The sequence below is a fragment of the Chromatiaceae bacterium genome (genome assembly GCA_024235395.1).
Lineage (GTDB): Bacteria > Pseudomonadota > Gammaproteobacteria > Chromatiales > Chromatiaceae > Thiosocius.
On the sequence record JACKMK010000002.1, the window covers coordinates 141639 to 160021 of the forward strand.

At 65.7% G+C, this 18383-nt stretch carries 14 protein-coding genes; 6 read left to right on the top strand and 8 right to left on the bottom strand.

Annotated features, from left to right (window positions below; translation table 11 throughout):
• Nucleotides 1–89: 89 nt before the first annotated feature.
• From H6955_08695 to H6955_08710, 4 genes are all read right to left on the bottom strand, one after another.
• Complete coding sequence (locus H6955_08695) at nucleotides 90–1298, bottom strand: hypothetical protein (GenBank protein MCP5313621.1); 1209 nt, start codon at nucleotides 1296–1298, stop codon at nucleotides 90–92.
• A 51-nt stretch (nucleotides 1299–1349) separates the two neighbouring features.
• Entirely contained in the window at nucleotides 1350–1739 is a 390-nt protein-coding gene (locus tag H6955_08700) for a DUF302 domain-containing protein (GenBank protein ID MCP5313622.1), read from the bottom strand.
• A 184-nt stretch (nucleotides 1740–1923) separates the two neighbouring features.
• On the bottom strand, nucleotides 1924–2574 hold the full coding sequence (locus H6955_08705; GenBank protein MCP5313623.1) for a TrkA family potassium uptake protein: 651 nt from the start codon (nucleotides 2572–2574) through the stop codon (nucleotides 1924–1926).
• The gene (locus H6955_08710) at nucleotides 2571–3956 is read right to left on the bottom strand and encodes a TrkH family potassium uptake protein (protein ID MCP5313624.1); all 1386 of its coding nucleotides are present in this window, start codon (nucleotides 3954–3956) and stop codon (nucleotides 2571–2573) included. The genes H6955_08705 and H6955_08710 overlap by 4 nt, the downstream gene beginning before the upstream one ends.
• Nucleotides 3957–4261: 305 nt before the next feature.
• On the opposite strand from H6955_08710, the gene H6955_08715 reads away from it, so the two are divergent.
• From H6955_08715 to H6955_08740, 6 genes are all read left to right on the top strand, one after another.
• Nucleotides 4262–5296 carry an efflux RND transporter periplasmic adaptor subunit gene (locus H6955_08715; GenBank protein ID MCP5313625.1) on the top strand — a complete coding sequence of 345 codons (1035 nt, stop codon included), beginning with the start codon at nucleotides 4262–4264 and terminating at the stop codon, nucleotides 5294–5296.
• Between the two features lies 1 nt (nucleotide 5297).
• Complete coding sequence (locus H6955_08720) at nucleotides 5298–7070, top strand: ABC transporter ATP-binding protein (GenBank protein MCP5313626.1); 1773 nt, start codon at nucleotides 5298–5300, stop codon at nucleotides 7068–7070.
• Nucleotides 7067–8200, top strand: a complete 1134-nt coding sequence (locus H6955_08725) for an ABC transporter permease (GenBank protein MCP5313627.1) — start codon at nucleotides 7067–7069, stop codon at nucleotides 8198–8200. The genes H6955_08720 and H6955_08725 overlap by 4 nt, the downstream gene beginning before the upstream one ends.
• Nucleotides 8201–8203: 3 nt before the next feature.
• On the top strand, nucleotides 8204–9313 hold the full coding sequence (locus tag H6955_08730) for an ABC transporter permease (GenBank protein ID MCP5313628.1): 1110 nt from the start codon (nucleotides 8204–8206) through the stop codon (nucleotides 9311–9313).
• Between the two features lie 108 nt (nucleotides 9314–9421).
• Nucleotides 9422–9940: a PAS domain S-box protein gene (locus H6955_08735; GenBank protein ID MCP5313629.1), complete on the top strand. Its 519-nt coding sequence runs from the start codon at nucleotides 9422–9424 to the stop codon at nucleotides 9938–9940.
• Nucleotides 9906–11411, top strand: coding sequence for a CZB domain-containing protein (locus tag H6955_08740; GenBank protein ID MCP5313630.1), 1506 nt, complete (start codon nucleotides 9906–9908; stop codon nucleotides 11409–11411). Before H6955_08735 ends, H6955_08740 begins: the two co-directional genes overlap by 35 nt.
• Nucleotides 11412–11465: 54 nt before the next feature.
• On the opposite strand, the gene H6955_08745 is transcribed toward H6955_08740, so the two are convergent.
• The 4 genes from H6955_08745 to H6955_08760 all read right to left on the bottom strand — a co-directional run bounded on the left by H6955_08745 (nucleotide 11466) and on the right by H6955_08760 (nucleotide 18200).
• Entirely contained in the window at nucleotides 11466–15335 is a 3870-nt protein-coding gene (locus tag H6955_08745; protein MCP5313631.1) for a PAS domain S-box protein, read from the bottom strand.
• 182 nt (nucleotides 15336–15517) lie between these two features.
• The gene (locus tag H6955_08750) at nucleotides 15518–16471 is read right to left on the bottom strand and encodes a chemotaxis protein CheV (GenBank protein MCP5313632.1); all 954 of its coding nucleotides are present in this window, start codon (nucleotides 16469–16471) and stop codon (nucleotides 15518–15520) included.
• A gap of 155 nt (nucleotides 16472–16626) precedes the next feature.
• Nucleotides 16627–17202, bottom strand: coding sequence for a nucleotidyltransferase family protein (locus H6955_08755; GenBank protein MCP5313633.1), 576 nt, complete (start codon nucleotides 17200–17202; stop codon nucleotides 16627–16629).
• Nucleotides 17199–18200 carry an XdhC family protein gene (locus H6955_08760; GenBank protein MCP5313634.1) on the bottom strand — a complete coding sequence of 334 codons (1002 nt, stop codon included), beginning with the start codon at nucleotides 18198–18200 and terminating at the stop codon, nucleotides 17199–17201. Before H6955_08760 ends, H6955_08755 begins: the two co-directional genes overlap by 4 nt.
• Between the last annotated feature and the right edge of the window lie 183 nt (nucleotides 18201–18383).

Consider the following 18383-nt stretch of genomic DNA (forward strand, 5'->3'; position numbering starts at 1 on the left):
GCGCCCGGTCGTGACGTGTCCAGCTGATCTGCATCAAGCGCGGGTGCGGCGTCGTCGGCGAGCCGCCGTCACATGCGGTCGACCGGGTCTCAGGTCGCCTCTTGGCGCAGCGTGGAGGTCAGGCGTTCGAACTCGCGTTTCATCTCGAGATTCTCGAACGCCCTGAGTGGCGGGACCTGCAGCTGGAACAGGCTGTCGAGCAGGTGACGGCTGTCCTGCATCAATGCGACCAGGTCACCCGACATCTTGACCGTCTCATAGGTGTTCTGGGCGACGGCGATATCCTGCGACAGGCGCCGGCGCGACACCGTGATCTGCTGTTCCTGGTGTTTGAGGTAGTCGCGGTAACGCGACGCGGCGTCGATCGTCAGCTGCTGCGCCTGCAGGTTGGACTGCAGCAGCTTGCTCGGATTGCGGGCGTTCAGGGTGCGCGTTTCCCGCTGCAACCGCTGTGCACGCTCGCGGATGGCGTCGATGCGCGGGCCATAGTCGGTCGCGATACTGTCCAGCAGGGTTGCATGCATGTGATCCAGCGCCTTCAGCAGAACCGCATACATGCCGTAGTAGCGCCGTGCGGTCGGAAGGTCCTCGCGGCTCTCGACCGTCAACGCCTCGAGCTGCTGCGTCAGGCGCCGCACCTTCTCGAACGCGAGCGTCATGTCCACGACATCGTCGCCGACCACGGTCGAGAGCAGGAAGTCCACGCCATCGGCATCGATCTGCAGTCCCTTTTTGCGCAACTCCGATGCCGTCTCGGCGTGCAGGCCGGCGATCGCGCCCTGCTGCTCGACCAGCAACGCCTCGCGTTCGGCGATCTCCTCGCCGATATCCGCGATCGTCTTGCGCCACATGGAATCCGACGGCGCCGTGAGTTTGCGTCGGTTCAGTTCGACGATCGCCGCGCGGTTCTCCTCCATCGCCTGGTTGAGGGCGTGCATGCGTTCCCGCAGCAGGTTGTCGCCCACCAGCAGCGTGGCGACCTCGTCGAGGAGTGCGTCGATCGCCGCGGCATTCGACACCTGGTCGTCGCCGAACCACGCCGATGTCGGCAGTTGATCCTGACGTTCGTCCAGCGCGATGACCTCGTCGAGCCGCGGGATCAGGTCGTCCCACAATCTTGCGTCAGCGGGGTGTTCTTCGCGCCAGAAACGACGCGCGCTGTCCAACGTGGCGCCGGCGTACTCGACGGTCCTGTCCCAAAGGGTATCCGCCCTGTCCGGTGGCTGCTCGACCACATCGGCCGGGGCCCCTTGGGACAACAGGGCGACTGCGAAAAGGGTGGCCAGGTGTCGGCTCATGTCGGCGCTTGGCAGATCGGTCGCTACGGTGCTTACGTGATGCCGGGGCGGCTACTTCAGCCCCTCGACCACATGGCGCAACTTGTCGCGGATGATGGTCGCGATCTCCGCGAGTTGTGGATTGTCGATCGCCTGCATCGAGGCGATCGGGTCGATCGCGGCCACCTGCGTACCGCCGCCTTCGGCCTCCTGCACGATCACGTTGCACGGCAGCATTGCACCCACCATGCGTTCCGCTTGCAGCGCCTTGTAGGCGAACTGGGGATTGCAGGCACCAAGAATCTGGTAGCGGCGAAAGTCCACGTCGAGCTTTTTCTTCAAGGTCGCCTGGACGTCGATCTCGGTCAGCACACCGAATCCCTCGGCCTTCAAGGCCTCGGTGACCTTCGTGATCGCCTCTTCGAAGGGTATCCCCAGCGTCTTTTCGACGTAATAGCTCATGCCGCGTCCCCGTTGGTCCAGGTGTATGCCCGTGGTTGAAATCTTGCAGTGTGTGGCCCGGCTTCGCAACCGCGTCGCCGACCCCGTGTCGGTTCGCAGCGGAACAGCCGTGACGCAGGCCGGAGGCGGGTCTTCGGCGGCGGTGTGCGTCGCTGTTCGATGTGTGACGGGCCGCGACCGCGGCCTACGGGGCCGCCTTGAATTGTTTGGCCAGGGCCTCGAGGTTGTCGCGGTGGGTGATCAGCACGACCTCGTCTTCGGCCTCGAGGCGCAGTTCGCCGTCGGGCAGCAGGAAATCGCCGTCACGGTACAGGCACACCACGCGGGTCTGTTTGGGCAGGCCGATCGCATCGACAGGCCCCGCCTGTTCGTCGCGCACCACGAACGAGAATACCCGCGCCTCGTCGCGAATCATGGTCGAAAACTCCAGCGGATCGCGGCCCTCGAACAGATCGGCGAGATGAATGCCGATGGTGCGCGACGGGATGATGGTGTCTTCGAGGCCGAGTTCGATACAGATGTGCTCGAGTTCGGGATCATCGATCTTGGTGACCACACGGCGGAAGCCGAGTGAGCGGCCGACCAGGCTGGCGATGATGTTGGTCTGATCCTGATTGCTCAGGCAGTACAGCACCGCGGTATGCTGTGGGTCGGCCTCGCGCAGGATGGCCGGTCGACTGCCGTCGCCGTGGATGAAGCCGCAGTCGATCTCTTCGGAAAGCGTCTCGATGACGTCCTTGTCACGCTCGATCACGACCACCTCGTGGCCGCGTTTGAGCAGTACCCGCGCAGTGCTCACGGTCAGCGATCCGGCACCCAGGAAAACCGCTCTCATCTTTGGTCGATCCTCCGTCCCCACCAGGTCGGGGGATAAAGTAGCACCAGCAACGCGATGATTTCCAACCGGCCGAGCAGCATGTCGACGCACAGCAACAGCTTGAGTCCTGTTGCGAGGTCGGGGGATGTGACGCCGGCAGACAGGCCGACGGTACCGGTCGCGGAGACGACCTCGAACAATGCGTCCAGGGTCGGCTGACCACCGGCGACCATGATCAGCCACGACAGCAGCACGGTGAGCACGAACAACAGGATCACGAGCAAGGCGCGTTGCATCTCTTCGGCCTCCAGGTTGCGCCCGCCGAGGCGCACCGCGGCGACCGCGTGGCCGGGCATCGTCGTACGGCGCAGCGTGAAGGCAACGAGTTTGGCGAGTATCAGCAGGCGCAGCAGTTTGATGCCGCCGGCAGTCGAACCGACGCTGCCACCGGAGAGCATCGCGACGATCAGCAACAGCTTGGCGGTGTCGCCCAGTTGCGTGACCGGCAGCGTGGAAAAGCCGGCGGTGGTCTGCGCGGAGGCACCGAGCAGGCCGCCGTGGTACAACGCGTCCGACCAGCTCATACCGCTGTCCAGACGCAGTGCCAGCGCGAGCAGCGATGCGACCAGGCACACGACCAATGGCAGCGTCCACCACTCGGGGTCGCCGGCCAGCTCCCAACGGCGTCGGCGCACGACCTGGTAATAGAGCACCAGCGGCAGGGCGCCAAGCAGCGCGATGCCGATCGTCAGGTAGGGTGCGACCACGGACGGCATCCCGGCGAGGCTCAGATCGTAGCCGGAAAAGCCGCCGGTGGAGATCGCCGCGAGGGCGTGCAACAGCGCCTGCAGGCCGTCTCCAAGGGAAAGCCACAGCGCGGTCACCGCCACCAGTGTCAGCAACAGGTAGGCAGTGAGTACCTGGCGCGCATAGGTCCTGGCCGATGCGGGCAGTTCGTCCTGGGAGTCGAGGCCGGTGAGGCGACGCGCGCCGGACAGGTGACCGAGCACCAGCGCGACCGAGAACACCGCGATTCCGAGCCCACCGTACCACTGCATCCAGGCACGCATCAGCAGCAGTCCCGGGCTGTGGTCGTGCACCGAAACCAGGGTGCTCAGCCCGGTGGTGGTGATCGCCGACACCGATTCGAACAACGCGTCTTCGGCGCTCAGTCCTTCGCCGATGAACGGCCATGCCATCAGCAGCGGTGCGAGCACGAACGTCAGCGCGACGGTCGCAAGGGCCTCGTTGACCTGCAGTCGACGGGGCGGAGCGGTGCGCCGCCCGGGCACCCAGAGCAGCCCCAGCACAGCGACGGTCAGCGCGAGATTCACCGCGAGGCGCAGTTCCCCGAACGCCAGTGCGGCCACCAAGGGGACCAGCGTGAGTCCGCCCAGCACCAGTGCCAGCCGGCTGAGGTAGTAACGCAGGACCCTGGGGCGTACGGCGTAGCTCAGACTGGCGGCGGCACGATCCATGGTGTGGTTCTGCTCCCGGGATGCAGGCGGTGCGAGACAGCCGACAGGCGTCACGCTTGCGTTTTCAGTATACGTGACCGGTCGCCGCGGCCGGATCCTCGCCCTGCACGCAGCCTGCGCTTGCACCGGCATAAACCGGTCTTGCGACGCGTCAACTGCCAGGCCGCCGTTCGTTGTGGCACCATGTTCGGAGACGACATGCCGAAGGCGACAGGGATATTTCGCGAATGGGTAAGAGACCGCTGCTGGTGATCCCGATCGTGCTGGCCGTGGCGGGTGCGGCGGCGTACTTCTGGCAACAGGAACGGGCGGTCGGCGAGGAGGTCACCGAGTTGACCTTGTACGGCAATGTCGACCTGCGCGAGGTCGACCTGGCGTTCAACGCCGCCGAACACGTCGCGGAGGTGATGGTCAACGAAGGCGATGCGGTGGTGGCCGGACAGGTGCTGGCGCGCCTGCACGGCGACAAGTTGCAGGCCGCCGTGGATGCCGCGCAGGCGAATGTCGATGCCGCGACGCAGGCGCTGGCCAAGCTCAAGGCCGGCAGCCGACCGCAGGAGATCCGCATCGCTCAGGCACAGGCGGATGCGTTGCAGGCCAAGGCGCACAGCGCGCGGATCAGTTATGCGCGACTGCGCAAGCTGGAGACGCAAAAACTCGCTGCACCGGAGGACGTCGACCAGGCGAAGGCGACCGCAGATGCCGCGGAGGCCGAGGCGCGCGCGGCCCAGGAGACCTTCGCGCTGGCGGTAGCCGGCCCGCGTGTCGAGGATATCGCGCAGGCCGATGCACAGCTCGCCGCGCGCCAGGCCGAGCTGGCACTGGCCCGGCAGCAACTCGACGATGCCACGCTGCGTGCACCGGCCGCCGGCGTGGTGCGCGACCGGATCCTCGAACCGGGCGACATGGCCGCGCCGCAGACCCCGGTGCTGACCCTGGCACTCACCGAACCCCTGTGGGTCCGCGTGTACGTGCCCGAGCCACAACTCGGCCGGATTGCCCCCGGTATGCGGGCCCGGGTGATCACCGACAGTTATCCGGGCAAGGTCTACGACGGCTGGATCGGCTTCATCTCACCGACCGCCGAGTTCACGCCCAAGAACGTCGAGACCACCGAACTGCGCACCCGGCTGGTGTACCAGGCGCGGGTGTTCGTCTGTGATCCGCAAGGGGAACTGCGTCTCGGGATGCCCGCGACGGTCAGCGTTCCGCTCGAGCAGGCGCGGCCGAGCGACGATGCACCGCCCTGCCGGGATGCCTGAGATGGCGACGCCGGCCGATGCTGCGGCGGCGTTGTCGCTGAGGGGCGTCAGCAAGACCTTCCATATCGGTCCACGCGCGATTCCGGCACTGCGCGACGTGAGCGTGCAGATTTCGCCGGGCAAGGTCACCGGCCTGATCGGTCCGGACGGCGCCGGCAAGACCACGCTGATGCGCCTCGCGGCCGGGTTGCTCGCGGCCGACAGTGGCCGCCTCGACGTGCTCGGTATCGATGTCGCCGCCGACCCGCTCGCGGTGCAGTCTTCGATCGGCTATATGCCGCAGCGGTTCGGACTCTACGAAGATCTCAGCGTGCGGGAAAACCTGGACCTGTACGCCGATCTGCAGGGTGTTCCGGTCGACGAACGTGCGTCGCGCTACGAGGCGTTGATGCACATGGTCGGCCTGGCGCCGTTCATGCGGCGCCTGGCGGGTCAGTTGTCCGGCGGCATGAAGCAGAAGCTCGGCCTGGCGTGCACCCTGGTATCGCCGCCACGCCTGTTGCTGCTCGATGAACCGACGGTCGGTGTCGACCCGGTTTCGCGCCGCGAGCTGTGGTCGATCGTGTATCGACTGGTACGCGAGCAACGGACCAGCGTGCTGCTCAGTACCGCCTACCTGGACGAGGCCGAGCGTTGCGACGCGGTGATCCTGCTGCACCAGGGGCGGCTGCTTGGAAAGGGGACGCCGAGCGAATTCAGCGCGCCGCTCGCCGGACACAGCTTCTCGCTGAGCGCCGCCGTGCCGAAGCGTCGGCTGCAGATGCTGGTGGCCGCGCTGCCGGATGTCGTCGATGCGATCATCGAAGGCGAACACGTTCGCGTGGTCAGCCGTGCCCCCCGCCCGCCCGACATGCGTGCACTGCACGGGCAGTTGCCCGGACTCGAGGTCGAGCCGGTCACTGCGAACTTCGAGGACGCGTTCATCAGCCGGTTGCGCGCCGAACGCGGCACCGTGCCGGCCGACGCGGCGATCGCGCCCACCGATCGGGACGCGGGCACCGGCCCGGACGGCGAGACCGTGATCGCGGTGCACCAGGTGCAGCGCCGCTTTGGCGATTTCTACGCGGTGAAAGGGGTCAGTTTCGAGGTGCGGCGGGGTGAGATCTTCGGCCTCCTGGGGGCCAATGGCGCCGGCAAGTCGACCACCTTCCGCATGCTGTGTGGCCTGCTGCCGGCCTCGGCAGGCAGCCTGCGCGTCGCCGGGCACGACCTGCGCCACGCGGCCGCGCGGGCACGCGCGCGCATCGGCTACATGGCACAGCGCTTTTCCCTGTATGTGAACCTCAGCGTCCAACAGAATCTGGCGTTTTTCGCCAGTGCCTATCAGCTGAAGGGTGCGCGGCGCGCGGCGCGGATCCGATGGGCCCTGGACGGTTTCGAACTCGCCGAATTCGCGGATCTGCCGAGCGGGGATCTCTCGCAGGGTTACAAGCAGCGCCTCGCACTCGCAGCGGCACTGATGCACGAGCCGGAGATCCTGTTCCTCGACGAGCCGACCTCGGGGGTCGACCCGCTGGCACGCCGCGAGTTCTGGCAGCGTATCAATCTCCTCGCCGAGTCCGGCGTGACGGTGCTGGTGACGACGCATTTCATGGATGAGGCCAACTATTGCGATCGCCTGCTGATCATGGCCGACGGCGAGACCCTGGCGCAGGGGACGCCGGCCGAACTGAAGGCACGTTTTCGCAGTCCGGAGCGGCCGGACCCGACGATGGAGGACACCTTCATCGGGCTGATCGAACGGCGCACGGCCGCAGCCGGCGAAGCCGCATGACCGGCCCGCGTGGCGGCGCCGCGATGCGCCTGAAGGGGATGGTGCGCAAGGAGGTCCTGCAGATCCTGCGCGACCCGTCCAGCATCGCGATCGCGTTCGTGATGCCGGTGGTGCTGTTGCTGCTGTTCGGTTACGGCGTGTCGCTCGATGCCCGCGACATACCGCTCGGCCTGGTGATCGAAAGGGCGGACGCCAACAGCAGCAGCTTCGTCGCGTCGTTCGAACAGTCGGAGTACTTCAGCCCGCGCTACTACACCGATATCCAGCACGCGGAACAGGACCTTGCCGCCCGCCGGATCGACGGCATCGTCTGGCTGCGCGCGGACTTCAGTCGGCGGCTCCTGGCGCAGGGCGACGCGCCGGTCGGAGTGATCCTGAACGGGGTCGATGCCAACCAGGCGCGCATCACCTCGGGGTACGTCCAGGGTGTCTGGCAGAACTGGCTCGAACACTATGCCGCCGCGCAGGGGCAGGACCTGGAGATGCCGGTCGCGGTCGAACCACGCGTCTGGTTCAACGCGGCGTTGCGCAGCCGCAATTTCCTGGTGCCGGGCCTGATCGCGGTGATCATGACGCTGATCGGCGCCCTGCTGACCGCGCTGGTCGTCGCCCGGGAGTGGGAACGGGGCACCATGGAGGCGTTGATGGTCACGCCGATACGGATCCGCGAGCTGCTGCTCGGCAAGGTGATGCCGTATTTCGTGCTCGGCATGGGCGGCATGCTGCTCAGTGTCGCGATGGCGGTGTGGCAGTTCGGCGTGCCTTTGCGTGGCTCGTTCTGGCTGCTGCTCGGCGCCTCGGCGATGTTCATGCTGGTCGCGCTGGCGATGGGTCTGCTGATCTCCACCGTATCGCGCATCCAGTTCGTCGCCGGGCAGATCGCGATCCTGGTCACCTTCCTGCCCGCATTCATCCTGTCCGGGTTCATCTTCGACATCGGCTCGATGCCAGTCGTGGTCCAGGCGATCACGCATATCGTGCCGGCACGCTATTTCGTCGCGGTGCTGCAGACGCTGTTTCTGGCCGGCGATGTCTGGCAGGTGGTGCTCGTCAATACGGCGGCACTGCTGGTGATGTTGCTCGTACTGTTCGCCGTGCTGCGCCGCAAGGCCCGCAAGAGCCTGGAGTAGCCGATGCTGCAGCACATCCTGGCCCTGGCGCTCAAGGAACTGTTGGCGTTGCTGCGCGACAAGCGCAGCCGGATCCTGCTGATCGGCCCGCCGATAGCGCAGTTGCTGGTCTTCGGATTCGCCGCCACCTTCGACCTGCAACATGCTGCGCTGGTGGTCTACGACGAAGACCGCGGTGCAGTCGCGCGCGAACTGGTCGCGCATTTCCGTGGTTCGCGCAACTTCGAGGTGGTGGCCGAACTGAGCCACGACGCGCAGGTGGCGCCGCTGATCAACAACCGTGACGCGCTGCTCGTGCTGCACCTGGGTGCGGACTTCAGCCGGCAGGTGCTGAGTGGCGGCAGCGGCCCGCTGCAGGTCATCATCGACGGTCGCAACTCGAACACCGCGATGCTCGCGCTGAACTACGTGCGCACCATCGTGACCGATTTCAACATCGCGTGGGCGGAACGCCACGGTGGCCGGGTGCCCCCTGTGCAACTCGAGATGCGTCCCTGGTACAACGCGAACCTCGAGTCACGCTGGTTCATCGTGCCGGGTATCGTCGGGTTGCTCACCCTGGTGATCACGCTGGTCGTGACCGCGTTGTCGGTCGCGCGTGAGCGCGAGGCAGGGACTTTCGATCAGTTGCTGGTGACCCCGCTACGGCCGACCGCGATCCTCATAGGCAAGTCGATCCCGGGGATACTGATCGGTCTGTTGCAGGGCAGCCTGATCATCGCGATCGCGGTATACGGATTCGGCGTGCCGCTGCGAGGCGACATCGGTGCCCTGTATCTCGGGATGCTGCTGTTCCTGACCTCGGCGGTCGGTGTCGGCCTGATGATCTCTTCGCTGTCGGTCACCCAGCAGCAGGGTCTGCTGGGCGCCTTCCTGTTCCTGGTGCCCTCAGTGATCCTGTCCGGTTTCGCGACACCGATCGCGAACATGCCGCCGGTGGTGCAGGCGCTGACGTTGGTCAACCCGCTGCGCTACTTTCTTGTCATCCTGCGCGGCGTCTTTCTCGAGGGCTATTCCTATTCGGCGCTGGTCAACCAGTACTGGCCGATGGCGCTGATCGGCGTCGTCAGCCTGGTCGCGGCCGGTTGGCTGTTCCGTCACCGGATGTACTGAACGGCGATAGCTGCAAAGCGGCGCATCCGGGCGCGGGCGGTCCGTCGTCCGATCCTAAAGCGTTGTCCGGCAAGGCCGCTAAAAGGGGATGCGCCAGGAAAGCCCGACATGAAGAACCCTATTGCCCCGACCGCAATCGAACGCTCGCTGGTGGAGGACTCCTTCATCGTCTCCAAGACCGATCCGAAGGGTCGCATCACCTACGCAAATCCGGTGTTCATGGAGATCTCCGGGTATGCCGAACACGAACTGCTCGGCAAACAGCACAATATCGTGCGCCACCCGGACATGCCGCGCGCGGTGTTCGGCCTGATGTGGGACACGCTCAAACAGGGTCGGGAGTTCTTCGGCTACGTGAAGAATCTGGCGAAGGACGGCAGCTTCTACTGGACGTTCGCCAACGTCACACCGAGCCTGGATGCGGGCGGCCATCTGCTGGGGTATTACTCGGTGAGGCGGATGCCCAAGCGGTCGGCGCTCGAGCTGCTCGGTGACGTCTACGCGCGGATGTGCGAAATCGAAAAGGCCGAGGGTCCGAACGAGGGACCACGGAAGTCCGCGGCCTATCTGACAGATATAGTGACCCGGGAACATGAAGACTACGATCGTTTCGTCCTTGCGCTTTGACGCGGTCACGTTGGGCGGTGTCGCCGTCGGGGTGGCGGCGGTCGCGTTGTTGTTGTCGCTGTGGCCGGTCGGCACACCCTGGTTGCAGGGGGTGCTGGGCATGGTACTGCTTTTGATTGGCGGCGCGCTGGTCGAGGCACGACGGCGCGATCGCGCGATGTTCGACAAGTTCAAGGCGCTGGGCAAGGCCACCGCGACCGGTGATACCGAGTACCGGATTACCGGTATCGATGCCCGGCACGAACTGGCCGAGACCGCCTGGCAGCTGAACGGTGGCCGGGATCAACTGGAGGCGCTGTTCCGCGAGGTCGACACGGCGTTCAAGCTCGTCGAACAGTCGAAGTTCCACCGCAGGCCTATGACGGCCGGACTCAAGGGGGGATTCCGCCGGGTCATGGAGCGCGTCTGCAACTCGTTCCAGGCGATGCAGACAGCCGCCAACAAGCAGGGCGAAGAGCTGTTCCTGGGTGAGGTCAATGCACTGAAATCGCGCGGTCTGCTCGAAAATCTGCGCCTGATGCAGACCGATCTCGTGCATATCTCCAAACACATCCAGTCGCTGGAAGGCAACACCGAGGCATCGGTGCAGATCGCCGACCGTGGCCGCACCTCGGTGGCGCAGGTGCTCGAAGACCTGCGCAACATGTTGCCCTTGCTCGGGACCGTGAACAGTTCGGCGGGCAAACTCGGCGAGGAGAGCGAGCAGGTCTCGGTCATCCTGTCGCTGATCGCCGGGATTGCCGACCAGACCAATCTCCTGGCACTCAATGCGGCGATCGAGGCGGCGCGCGCCGGGGAACACGGACGGGGATTCGCGGTGGTCGCCGACGAGGTGAAGAAGCTTGCCGAGCGTACCAAGTCCGCGACCGGCGACGTGAGCCGGGTGATCGGCGAGTTCAGCGCCGCGACCCACCGGCTGACCGAGCATGCCCAGCAGCTCGAACAGATGGCCGGTGGCTCACAGCAGGTGATCGGCGCCTTCGAGTCCGATATCGAACGGTTCTATCATCAGGCGACAGAGGCACAGTCGATGGTCAGCATGGCACTGACCCTCGGTTCGTCGACGCTGAGCAAGGTCGACCATATGATCTACGTGCAGAACCTGTATCGCGCGTTCGAGCTCGGCGGAGAGGCGCCGGAGCGCAACGCCGTCGCCGTCGATTCCCGGTCGTGCCGCTTCGGACGCTGGTATCACGAGGGTGAGGGGCAGCACATGCTCGGTCACCTGCCGTCATTCAAGGCACTGGATACGCCGCACGATCGTGTGCACGACGGTGCCCATCGTGCGCTGGCATTGTCAGAGGGTGACTGGAAGCGCGATGCGGGGATTCAGCGTCAACTGGTCGAGGCGTTCAGCGAGACCGAGATGGCCAGTCGCGAGTTGATCGCGACACTCAGCCGGTTGAGCGACGAGAAACAGCAGTTCGAGATGCCGTCCAGCGGCCACACCGGTTCCGCAGAGTTGTTCTGAGTTCTACCGGATCTATCGAACACCGGGTGCCCTGCGTCGATACCCGGCGACCACTCAAGCGCCGGCCTCGGCATTCGTCAGCGAAGCGCCTGGCTCACCGGCGGTGGCGGCCGCGCCTTCGACAACCTGGTGCAGCTGCCGCAGCAGGTCCTCTGTCGAGCCACTCAGCTGTTTGATCTGCGCATCCCCGGCATCCTCCCGGTATCCGCGGATCGCGAACTCAAGCGCCTTCGCGGCCTCGGCCAGGGCCGTCAGGCCAAGTGTCGCGGCGGCGCCCTTCAACGAGTGTGCGACACGCAGCGCCTCTTCATGCCTCTGCTCGGCCCACAGGTCCGCGAGCTGTGGCATGTCGTGCTCATGCCCGGCCAAGAACTTGCGCAGGATCTGTACGTAGCGCGGACGCCGGCCGCGCATCACCGTCAGGCCCTGGCTGAGGTTGATGCCCGGATCGCGCGCCAGTGCCGCACACACGGCTTCCGCCTCGTTGTCGTCCGGCGCCGGGACCTCTAACGCCGCGGCGCCTCGCGACGCGTTCCCGGGACGCGCCGACGGCGCGCGCTGCGGCAGCCATTTCAACAACGCCCGGTACAGGGCGTCCGGGTCGATGGGTTTGCCGACGAAATCGTTCATCCCGGCCTCCAGGCAGGCCGTGCGGTCGTCCTGGAACACGTTCGCGGTCATCGCCAGGATCGGGCGTTCCTTCCAGCGCGGTATGCGGCGTATCGCTCGGGTCGCTGAGAGGCCGTCGACGCGCGGCATCTGCACGTCCATCAGCACCAGTGCGTAGTCACCTTTGGTGGCCTTGTCCACCGCGACCTGCCCGTCCTCTGCAACATCGGTGTTCAATCCCGCGTTGACCAGCAGCTCCATGGCGACTTCGCGGTTGGTGGGATCGTCTTCGACCAGCAATACCGCCACGCCGGCATGCCGGCGACGCAGTTCGTCCTCGGCGTCGACCGGCAGCGCCTCGTCGTCGATGCCTCCGCCTTCGTGTTTGGCCAGCCAGACATCGAACCAGAACAGGCTACCCTTGCCGGGATCGCTGCTGACCCCCGCATCGCCGCCCATAAGGCGGGCCAGGTGGCGGGTGATGGTCAGGCCGAGTCCCGTTCCTCCGAAGTTTCGCGTGGTCGAGGCGTCGGCCTGCTGGAAGGCCTGGAACAACTGCGGCAGTTCCGCAGGCGGGATGCCGATACCGGTGTCCTCGACCTCGAAGCGCAGGTGCACACGCTGTTCGGCCTGCTCGAGCAGGCGCATGCGCAACGCGATCGAGCCGTGTCGGGTGAACTTGACCGCGTTGCTGGCGTAGTTCAGCAATGCCTGCCGCAGGCGGACCAGGTCGCCACACAGGCCGAAAGCAAGCTGGTCGCGCTCCATCGTGACCACTATGCCCTTGCTGCGTGCGCCCTCCGCGACCATGGAGTGCACATGGTCGAGCACCTGTTCCGGCGTGAAGGGCCGCGAATCCAGCTCCAGGCGTCCGGCCTCGATCTTCGAAAAATCGAGGATATCGTTGATGATGGCCAGCAGGTGTTTTGCGGCGCCTTCGATCTTTTGCAGGCGGTCGGCCTGCGTCGGCGACGGCTCGGCCCGCCGCAGCAGGTGGGTCAACCCGAGGATCGCGTTCATCGGCGTGCGGATTTCGTGGCTCATGTTCGCCAGGAAGGTGCTCTTTGCCGTGTTCGCCGCCTCGGCGGCGACACGTGCCTGTTCGAGTTCGGCGGTACGTTGATCCACCAGCTCCTCGAGGTGGTTGCGGTGGTTTTCCAACTCCGCGTCGAGACGCCGGCGCTCGGTGATGTCCTCTTGTGTGCCGACGTAGTGGCTGATGGTGCCGTCCGACTGCCGCAGGGGGGTCACGGTGACGCGTTCGATGTATTCGCTGCCGTCCTTTCGACGGTTGTTCAGTTCGCCACGCCAGCTCTCGCCCGTGGACAAGCGGCGCCACATCGCGTCGTACACCTCGCGCGGCGTCGCACCCGACTTGAGCAATCGCGGTGTCTTGCCAAGCACTTCGGCGCGCGCATAACCGGACGTCTTCTCGAATGTCCGGTTCACGTATTCGATGTTCCCTTCGAGGTCGGTGATCAGAATGGATGCAGGGCTCTGTTCGACTGCCAGGGTCAACTGGCGTATCGCGTTGTCGCGCTGCTTACGTTCGGTGATGTCCAGCCAGGTGACCACTGCGCCGATCCTGACACCGTCGCGATACATCGCGTGTGCGCGGTACTCGACCGCAAACGGGGTTCCGTCGTGCCGCCAGAACACTTCGTCATCGACGTGCACCGTCTGGCCGTCCTCGATCACCGAATAGGCGCGGCAGGTCGTCGCGGGATAGTTCGAGCCGTCGGCGTGCGTGTGATGGATCAGATCGTGGATGCGGCGCCCCAACAACTGCTCCGGCCGATCGTAGCCGAGCATACGCAGAGCGGCTGGATTGACGAAGGTGCAGATGCCGTGCACGTCCACGCCGTATACGCCTTCGGCCACGGAGTTCATCAGCAACAGGGTCTGCGCCTGGCTCTCGACCAGCGCTTCCTCGGCACGTTTCTGCTGGGTGATGTCACGCGCGATGCCCACCATGCCGAAGATCTGCCCGTTCGCGTTGCGCAAGGGATACTTGCCGGTCTGGAAGATGTGATCGCCATCCTTCGCGGGGATGCGTTCCTCGACGAAGATGCTTTGCCCTGTGCCCATCACGCGCGCGTTCTCGTCGACATGCCGTGCCGCGACGTCCTCCGGAAACACCTCCTTTTCGCCGAAGCCGATGATTTCGTCGGCGCTTTTGCCGGCAAAGCGCTGCGCCGCATTGTTGAACAGCACGTAACGGCCGTCGCGGTCGATCGCGAATACCGCGTCTTCCGAGCTTTCGGTGACCGCATTCAGCAGGCTCAGCGTCTCGATACGTGCCGCCTGGGCCGCCGAATTGGCGTTCGCGAGTACCAGCCGCTGGCGTTGACGCTGCGCGAGCACCGTGGCCGCCGCCATCATCAGCGCAAGCAGTCCGGTCAGCGCGATCAGGATGGCGTCCTCCACCGCTTCTCCATACAGCTCGGCCCGGTCCACTTTGGCGATCAGAAACCAGTCGCTGCCCGGTATCGACCTCGCCACGCCCAGCACCGGCTCGCCGCGATAGTCTTTGCCCTCCACGACACCGTTGTCGGCGACCTCGCCACGCAGCACGCGGGCGGCCGGCAGGTCTTGCGTCTCTATCGGCAACTTCAGGTTCAGCGCGGCACCGCGGCGATGCAGCAGGTTGCTGATGAACAGGACCTGGTCGCCATCGCGCCGGAACAACAACGACTCGCCGGTCTCGGTCGGTAGCGGCCAGCGCGACAGCGTCGTATCCAGCCAGTCACCCGGGTCGGTGTGCAGCACGATGGCCGACACAGCATCGTCTACGTATGCCGTACCGACGAAATCGAGGTGCTGTCGCTGCGCCGGGTCGCGATAGGGGTTGACGAGTTGATCTTTGCCGTCGCGCAGTGCGGCCTGGATTGCGGCCCGCAGCTGCGGGGACACCATCGCCGGTGTCCCCGGTGTGGCCATCACCCGGTTGATGTCGCGATCGAACAGGCTGATGCCCCGGTAGTGGCGCTTGCGCACCAGCTGCTCGACATGTGAGTTCAGGTGATCTTCGGTCTCTACCGGGTCTTGTTTCCGCCCGCGCAAGAGGGACTCTTCGGCCGCGACGCTGTACTGCAGGTAGCCAAGGTCCTCGCGGCGCTCGGTCAACCAGTCACTGACCTGATTGGCCTTGAGGTTGGCGATCGCGCGCAGACGCTCGATCTCAGCGGAGCGCTGTTCCTCGAAGTTGTCGACGATGACACCGGCCGTGAGCCCGACGATGGCCAACACGGCGACCAGCGGCGCCAGCCACGACCGCCATCGATTTCGTCCATGTGTGGCTGGTGTCACGCCCATCTGTCGCTACTGCTGCGCCGGGACCCGACGCCCCGGCCGAGGCAGGACACTTTGCGGGTCACCCGGGACCCCTTTGCCCCCTGGCCAGGCGGACCGTGCTGTGTCCGGCCGGCCAGGTCCCTTTTCGTCGAGAAATATGGGACCGGGCGAGGGGCCCATCGAAACGGCGTCGATGCCGGCATTCAATCGTCCGTGCCCAGTACCCTTACGAGGGTGGCGGCCAGTTCACGCGGTTCGAACTTCGGGATGTAGGCGTCCGCACCGACGCCCTTGCCGAGTGCCTGGTTGGCGTCGGCGCTCAGCGACGAATGCATCAACACCGGTATATCCTTGAAACGCGGATCACCCTTGATCTTCTGGGTCAGCACATAGCCGTCCATCTCGGGCATTTCGACGTCGGTCAGAACGAACTGTACGAATTCGTTGACCGGTTTGCCGGCCGCCTCCGCACGCTCGGCGATTTCCTTCAGCTTGTTCCAGGCCTCGGCACCGTTGACCGCCGAGATGTGTTTGATGTTCATATGGTCGAGCGTGGTCGTGATCTGCTTGCGGGCGACGCTCGAATCGTCGGCGAAAAGACCGTGGATCTCGCGCTCTTCATAGACGTCGATCTCATCGAACAGCAGCTCGTCGTCATAGAACTTGGCCGTTTCGGCGAGCACCTTTTCGACATCCATGATCATTACCAGGCGTTTGTCGGCCAGTTCGGCGACCGCGGTCACCAGGCCGCCCAGCCGGCTGGTCACCATCGGCGGCGGTGTCTTGACGTCCTCCCAGCTGAGTCGTTCGATAGTCTCCACCGAATCGACCAGGAAACCCTGAACGTGCTTGTTGTACTCGGTGATCATCAGGATCTTCGGGCGTTCCTGGCATTGCACGCGACAAAACTTCTGCAGATTGATCACCGGCACCATGGTGCCCCGAAGGCTGACCATGCCCTCGACGGCGTCGGGCATGTCCGGCGCGCGCGTGATGTCGGGCACGTGCATCACCTCCCGCACCTTGAATACATTGATGCCGAACACCTCTTCGCGCTCGCTGCCGACGTCCTCACCGAGACTGAAAAGCAGCACCTCGAGGCGGTTGGCCCCAGCCAGCTGGGTGCGCTGATCGACCGAATTGATGAAGCTCGTCATGTGATACTCCTGAACCGCGCGGGTGTGCGTCGGAAACGCCCTGATAGGTGAGGGGTATGTCGGCCGCGGCAGTGCGGTCTTTAGCGCCCCGGGGTGCGTCGGAACCCCCCGCAAAGCCCGTCAGAGAAGGAATTTCGGCCCGGTTCGCCCTGTGTTTACGGAGACGCCTGCAGGTCGTCGGGCGAATCGATGTCGTGCAGCACGCCACGGTCGTCGGTTGTGTGCAGCTGCAGGGCCCCGGGATGCGCCTCGATCAGGTCGCGCGCACCGCGATCGCCGCGCAGGGCACGCAACGCCGGGCCCCAGTGTCCGGCGAAGCCCACCGGATGTCCGCGTCGACCGCCGACCTCAGGCGCAACGATCGAGGCCCCGTCACGCACGGCACCGGCCAGCGCCGCAATGGTCGCAACGCGGATGAACGGCATGTCGCCGAGCGCGATCAACCAGCCGTCGGCGTCCGCGGACGCCTCGACCCCGACCGCGAGGCTGCTGCCGAGGCCCCCTTCGGGGGCGGGGTTCTCGACCAGGCGTACGCCGAGCCGCGTGAGTTCTCGATGCAGGAGGACGTCACCCGGGCGCACGACCGCGACGCAATGCGGCAGGGCGCTGAGCAGGGACCGTGCAGCGGCGACGCCGATCGGTTCGCCGTCGGGCAGCGGATGTAGCAGCTTGGCGGTACCGAAACGCTGCGCGGATCCGGCGGCGAGCAGTACCCCGACGATCGTCTTCACGTGCTGGTCGCGGCCGTACCGGTGCTCGATGCGACGCCATTGCGTACCGCGGTGACCTCGGCCAGCATCGACAGCGCGATCTCTGCCGGGCGTTTGCTGCCGATCGGCAGACCGGCCGGTCCGTGGATGCGCGCGATCTGCTCCGGGTCGAAACCCAGCGATTCCAGTCGGGCGCGCCGCGCTGCGGCCGAACGCGTGGAGCCGAGCGCGCCGATGTAGAATGCCGCCGATTCGAGTGCGGCGCTCAGCGCGAGGTCATCCTGCCGCGGGTCGTGGGCCAGGGTCAGGATCGCGCAGCGTGCCTGATTGCGCAGTGCCTGTACCTCGTCGTCCGGCATGCGCCGCGAATAGCGCACGCCATCGAGCGGCCGGGGGTCGGTGAATGCCTCGCGCGGATCGCAGATCGTTACGCGGTAGTCGAGCTGCAGCGCCATGCCGGCCAGATGCCGGGCGAGTTGTCCGTCGCCGACCAGCAGCAGCTGCCATGACGGACCGAACGTCTTCACCACGCGGTCATCGTCGACCAGCAGCTCGACGTTGCCCTGCGCCGCGTGCAGGCTCACTTCGCCGGTATGCAGGCAGATTCGTCGGGCGACGCGTTCGCCCCGGTCCAGGCGCGCGATCAGCGTCTCGATCGGTCGCGTCGAACTCAATTCCTCGACCAGCAGTTCGAGGCGCCCACCGCAGGGCAACCCGAGCCGTGTGGCCTCGGCGCGTTCGACGCCGAAATCCACCAGCGTCGGCTCCGGTCCGGCCACCTCGCCCGCGCGGTAGCGCATCACCAGGGTCTCTTCGACGCAGCCACCCGAGACCGAGCCGACGAAGCGTCCGGCATCGCTCATCGCCAGCATTGAGCCGGGTGGGCGCGGCGACGAGCCCCAGGTGCGCAGTACCATTACCAACGCGACCCGTCGCCCCTCGCGCAGCCATTCCAGCGCCACCTCCAGGACATCGCGGTCGTCGGCGTGGCCGGTGATCGCTGCGCGGCTATCGTGCATGTCGTTCTGATGCTCCGGGATCGGGTTGCGCAGCCGGCCGCCGGCCCGCCTGCTTCGGTGAAACGCACACCAACTATAGCGTGTGCCCGGCGCATGGCGCGCCGCGTGGGGAAGTCGTGCCCCGAGACTTTGCACCCGGCAGCTGAACTCGTGACAATCGGTTCCTGGGGTCATCCTCCGGAC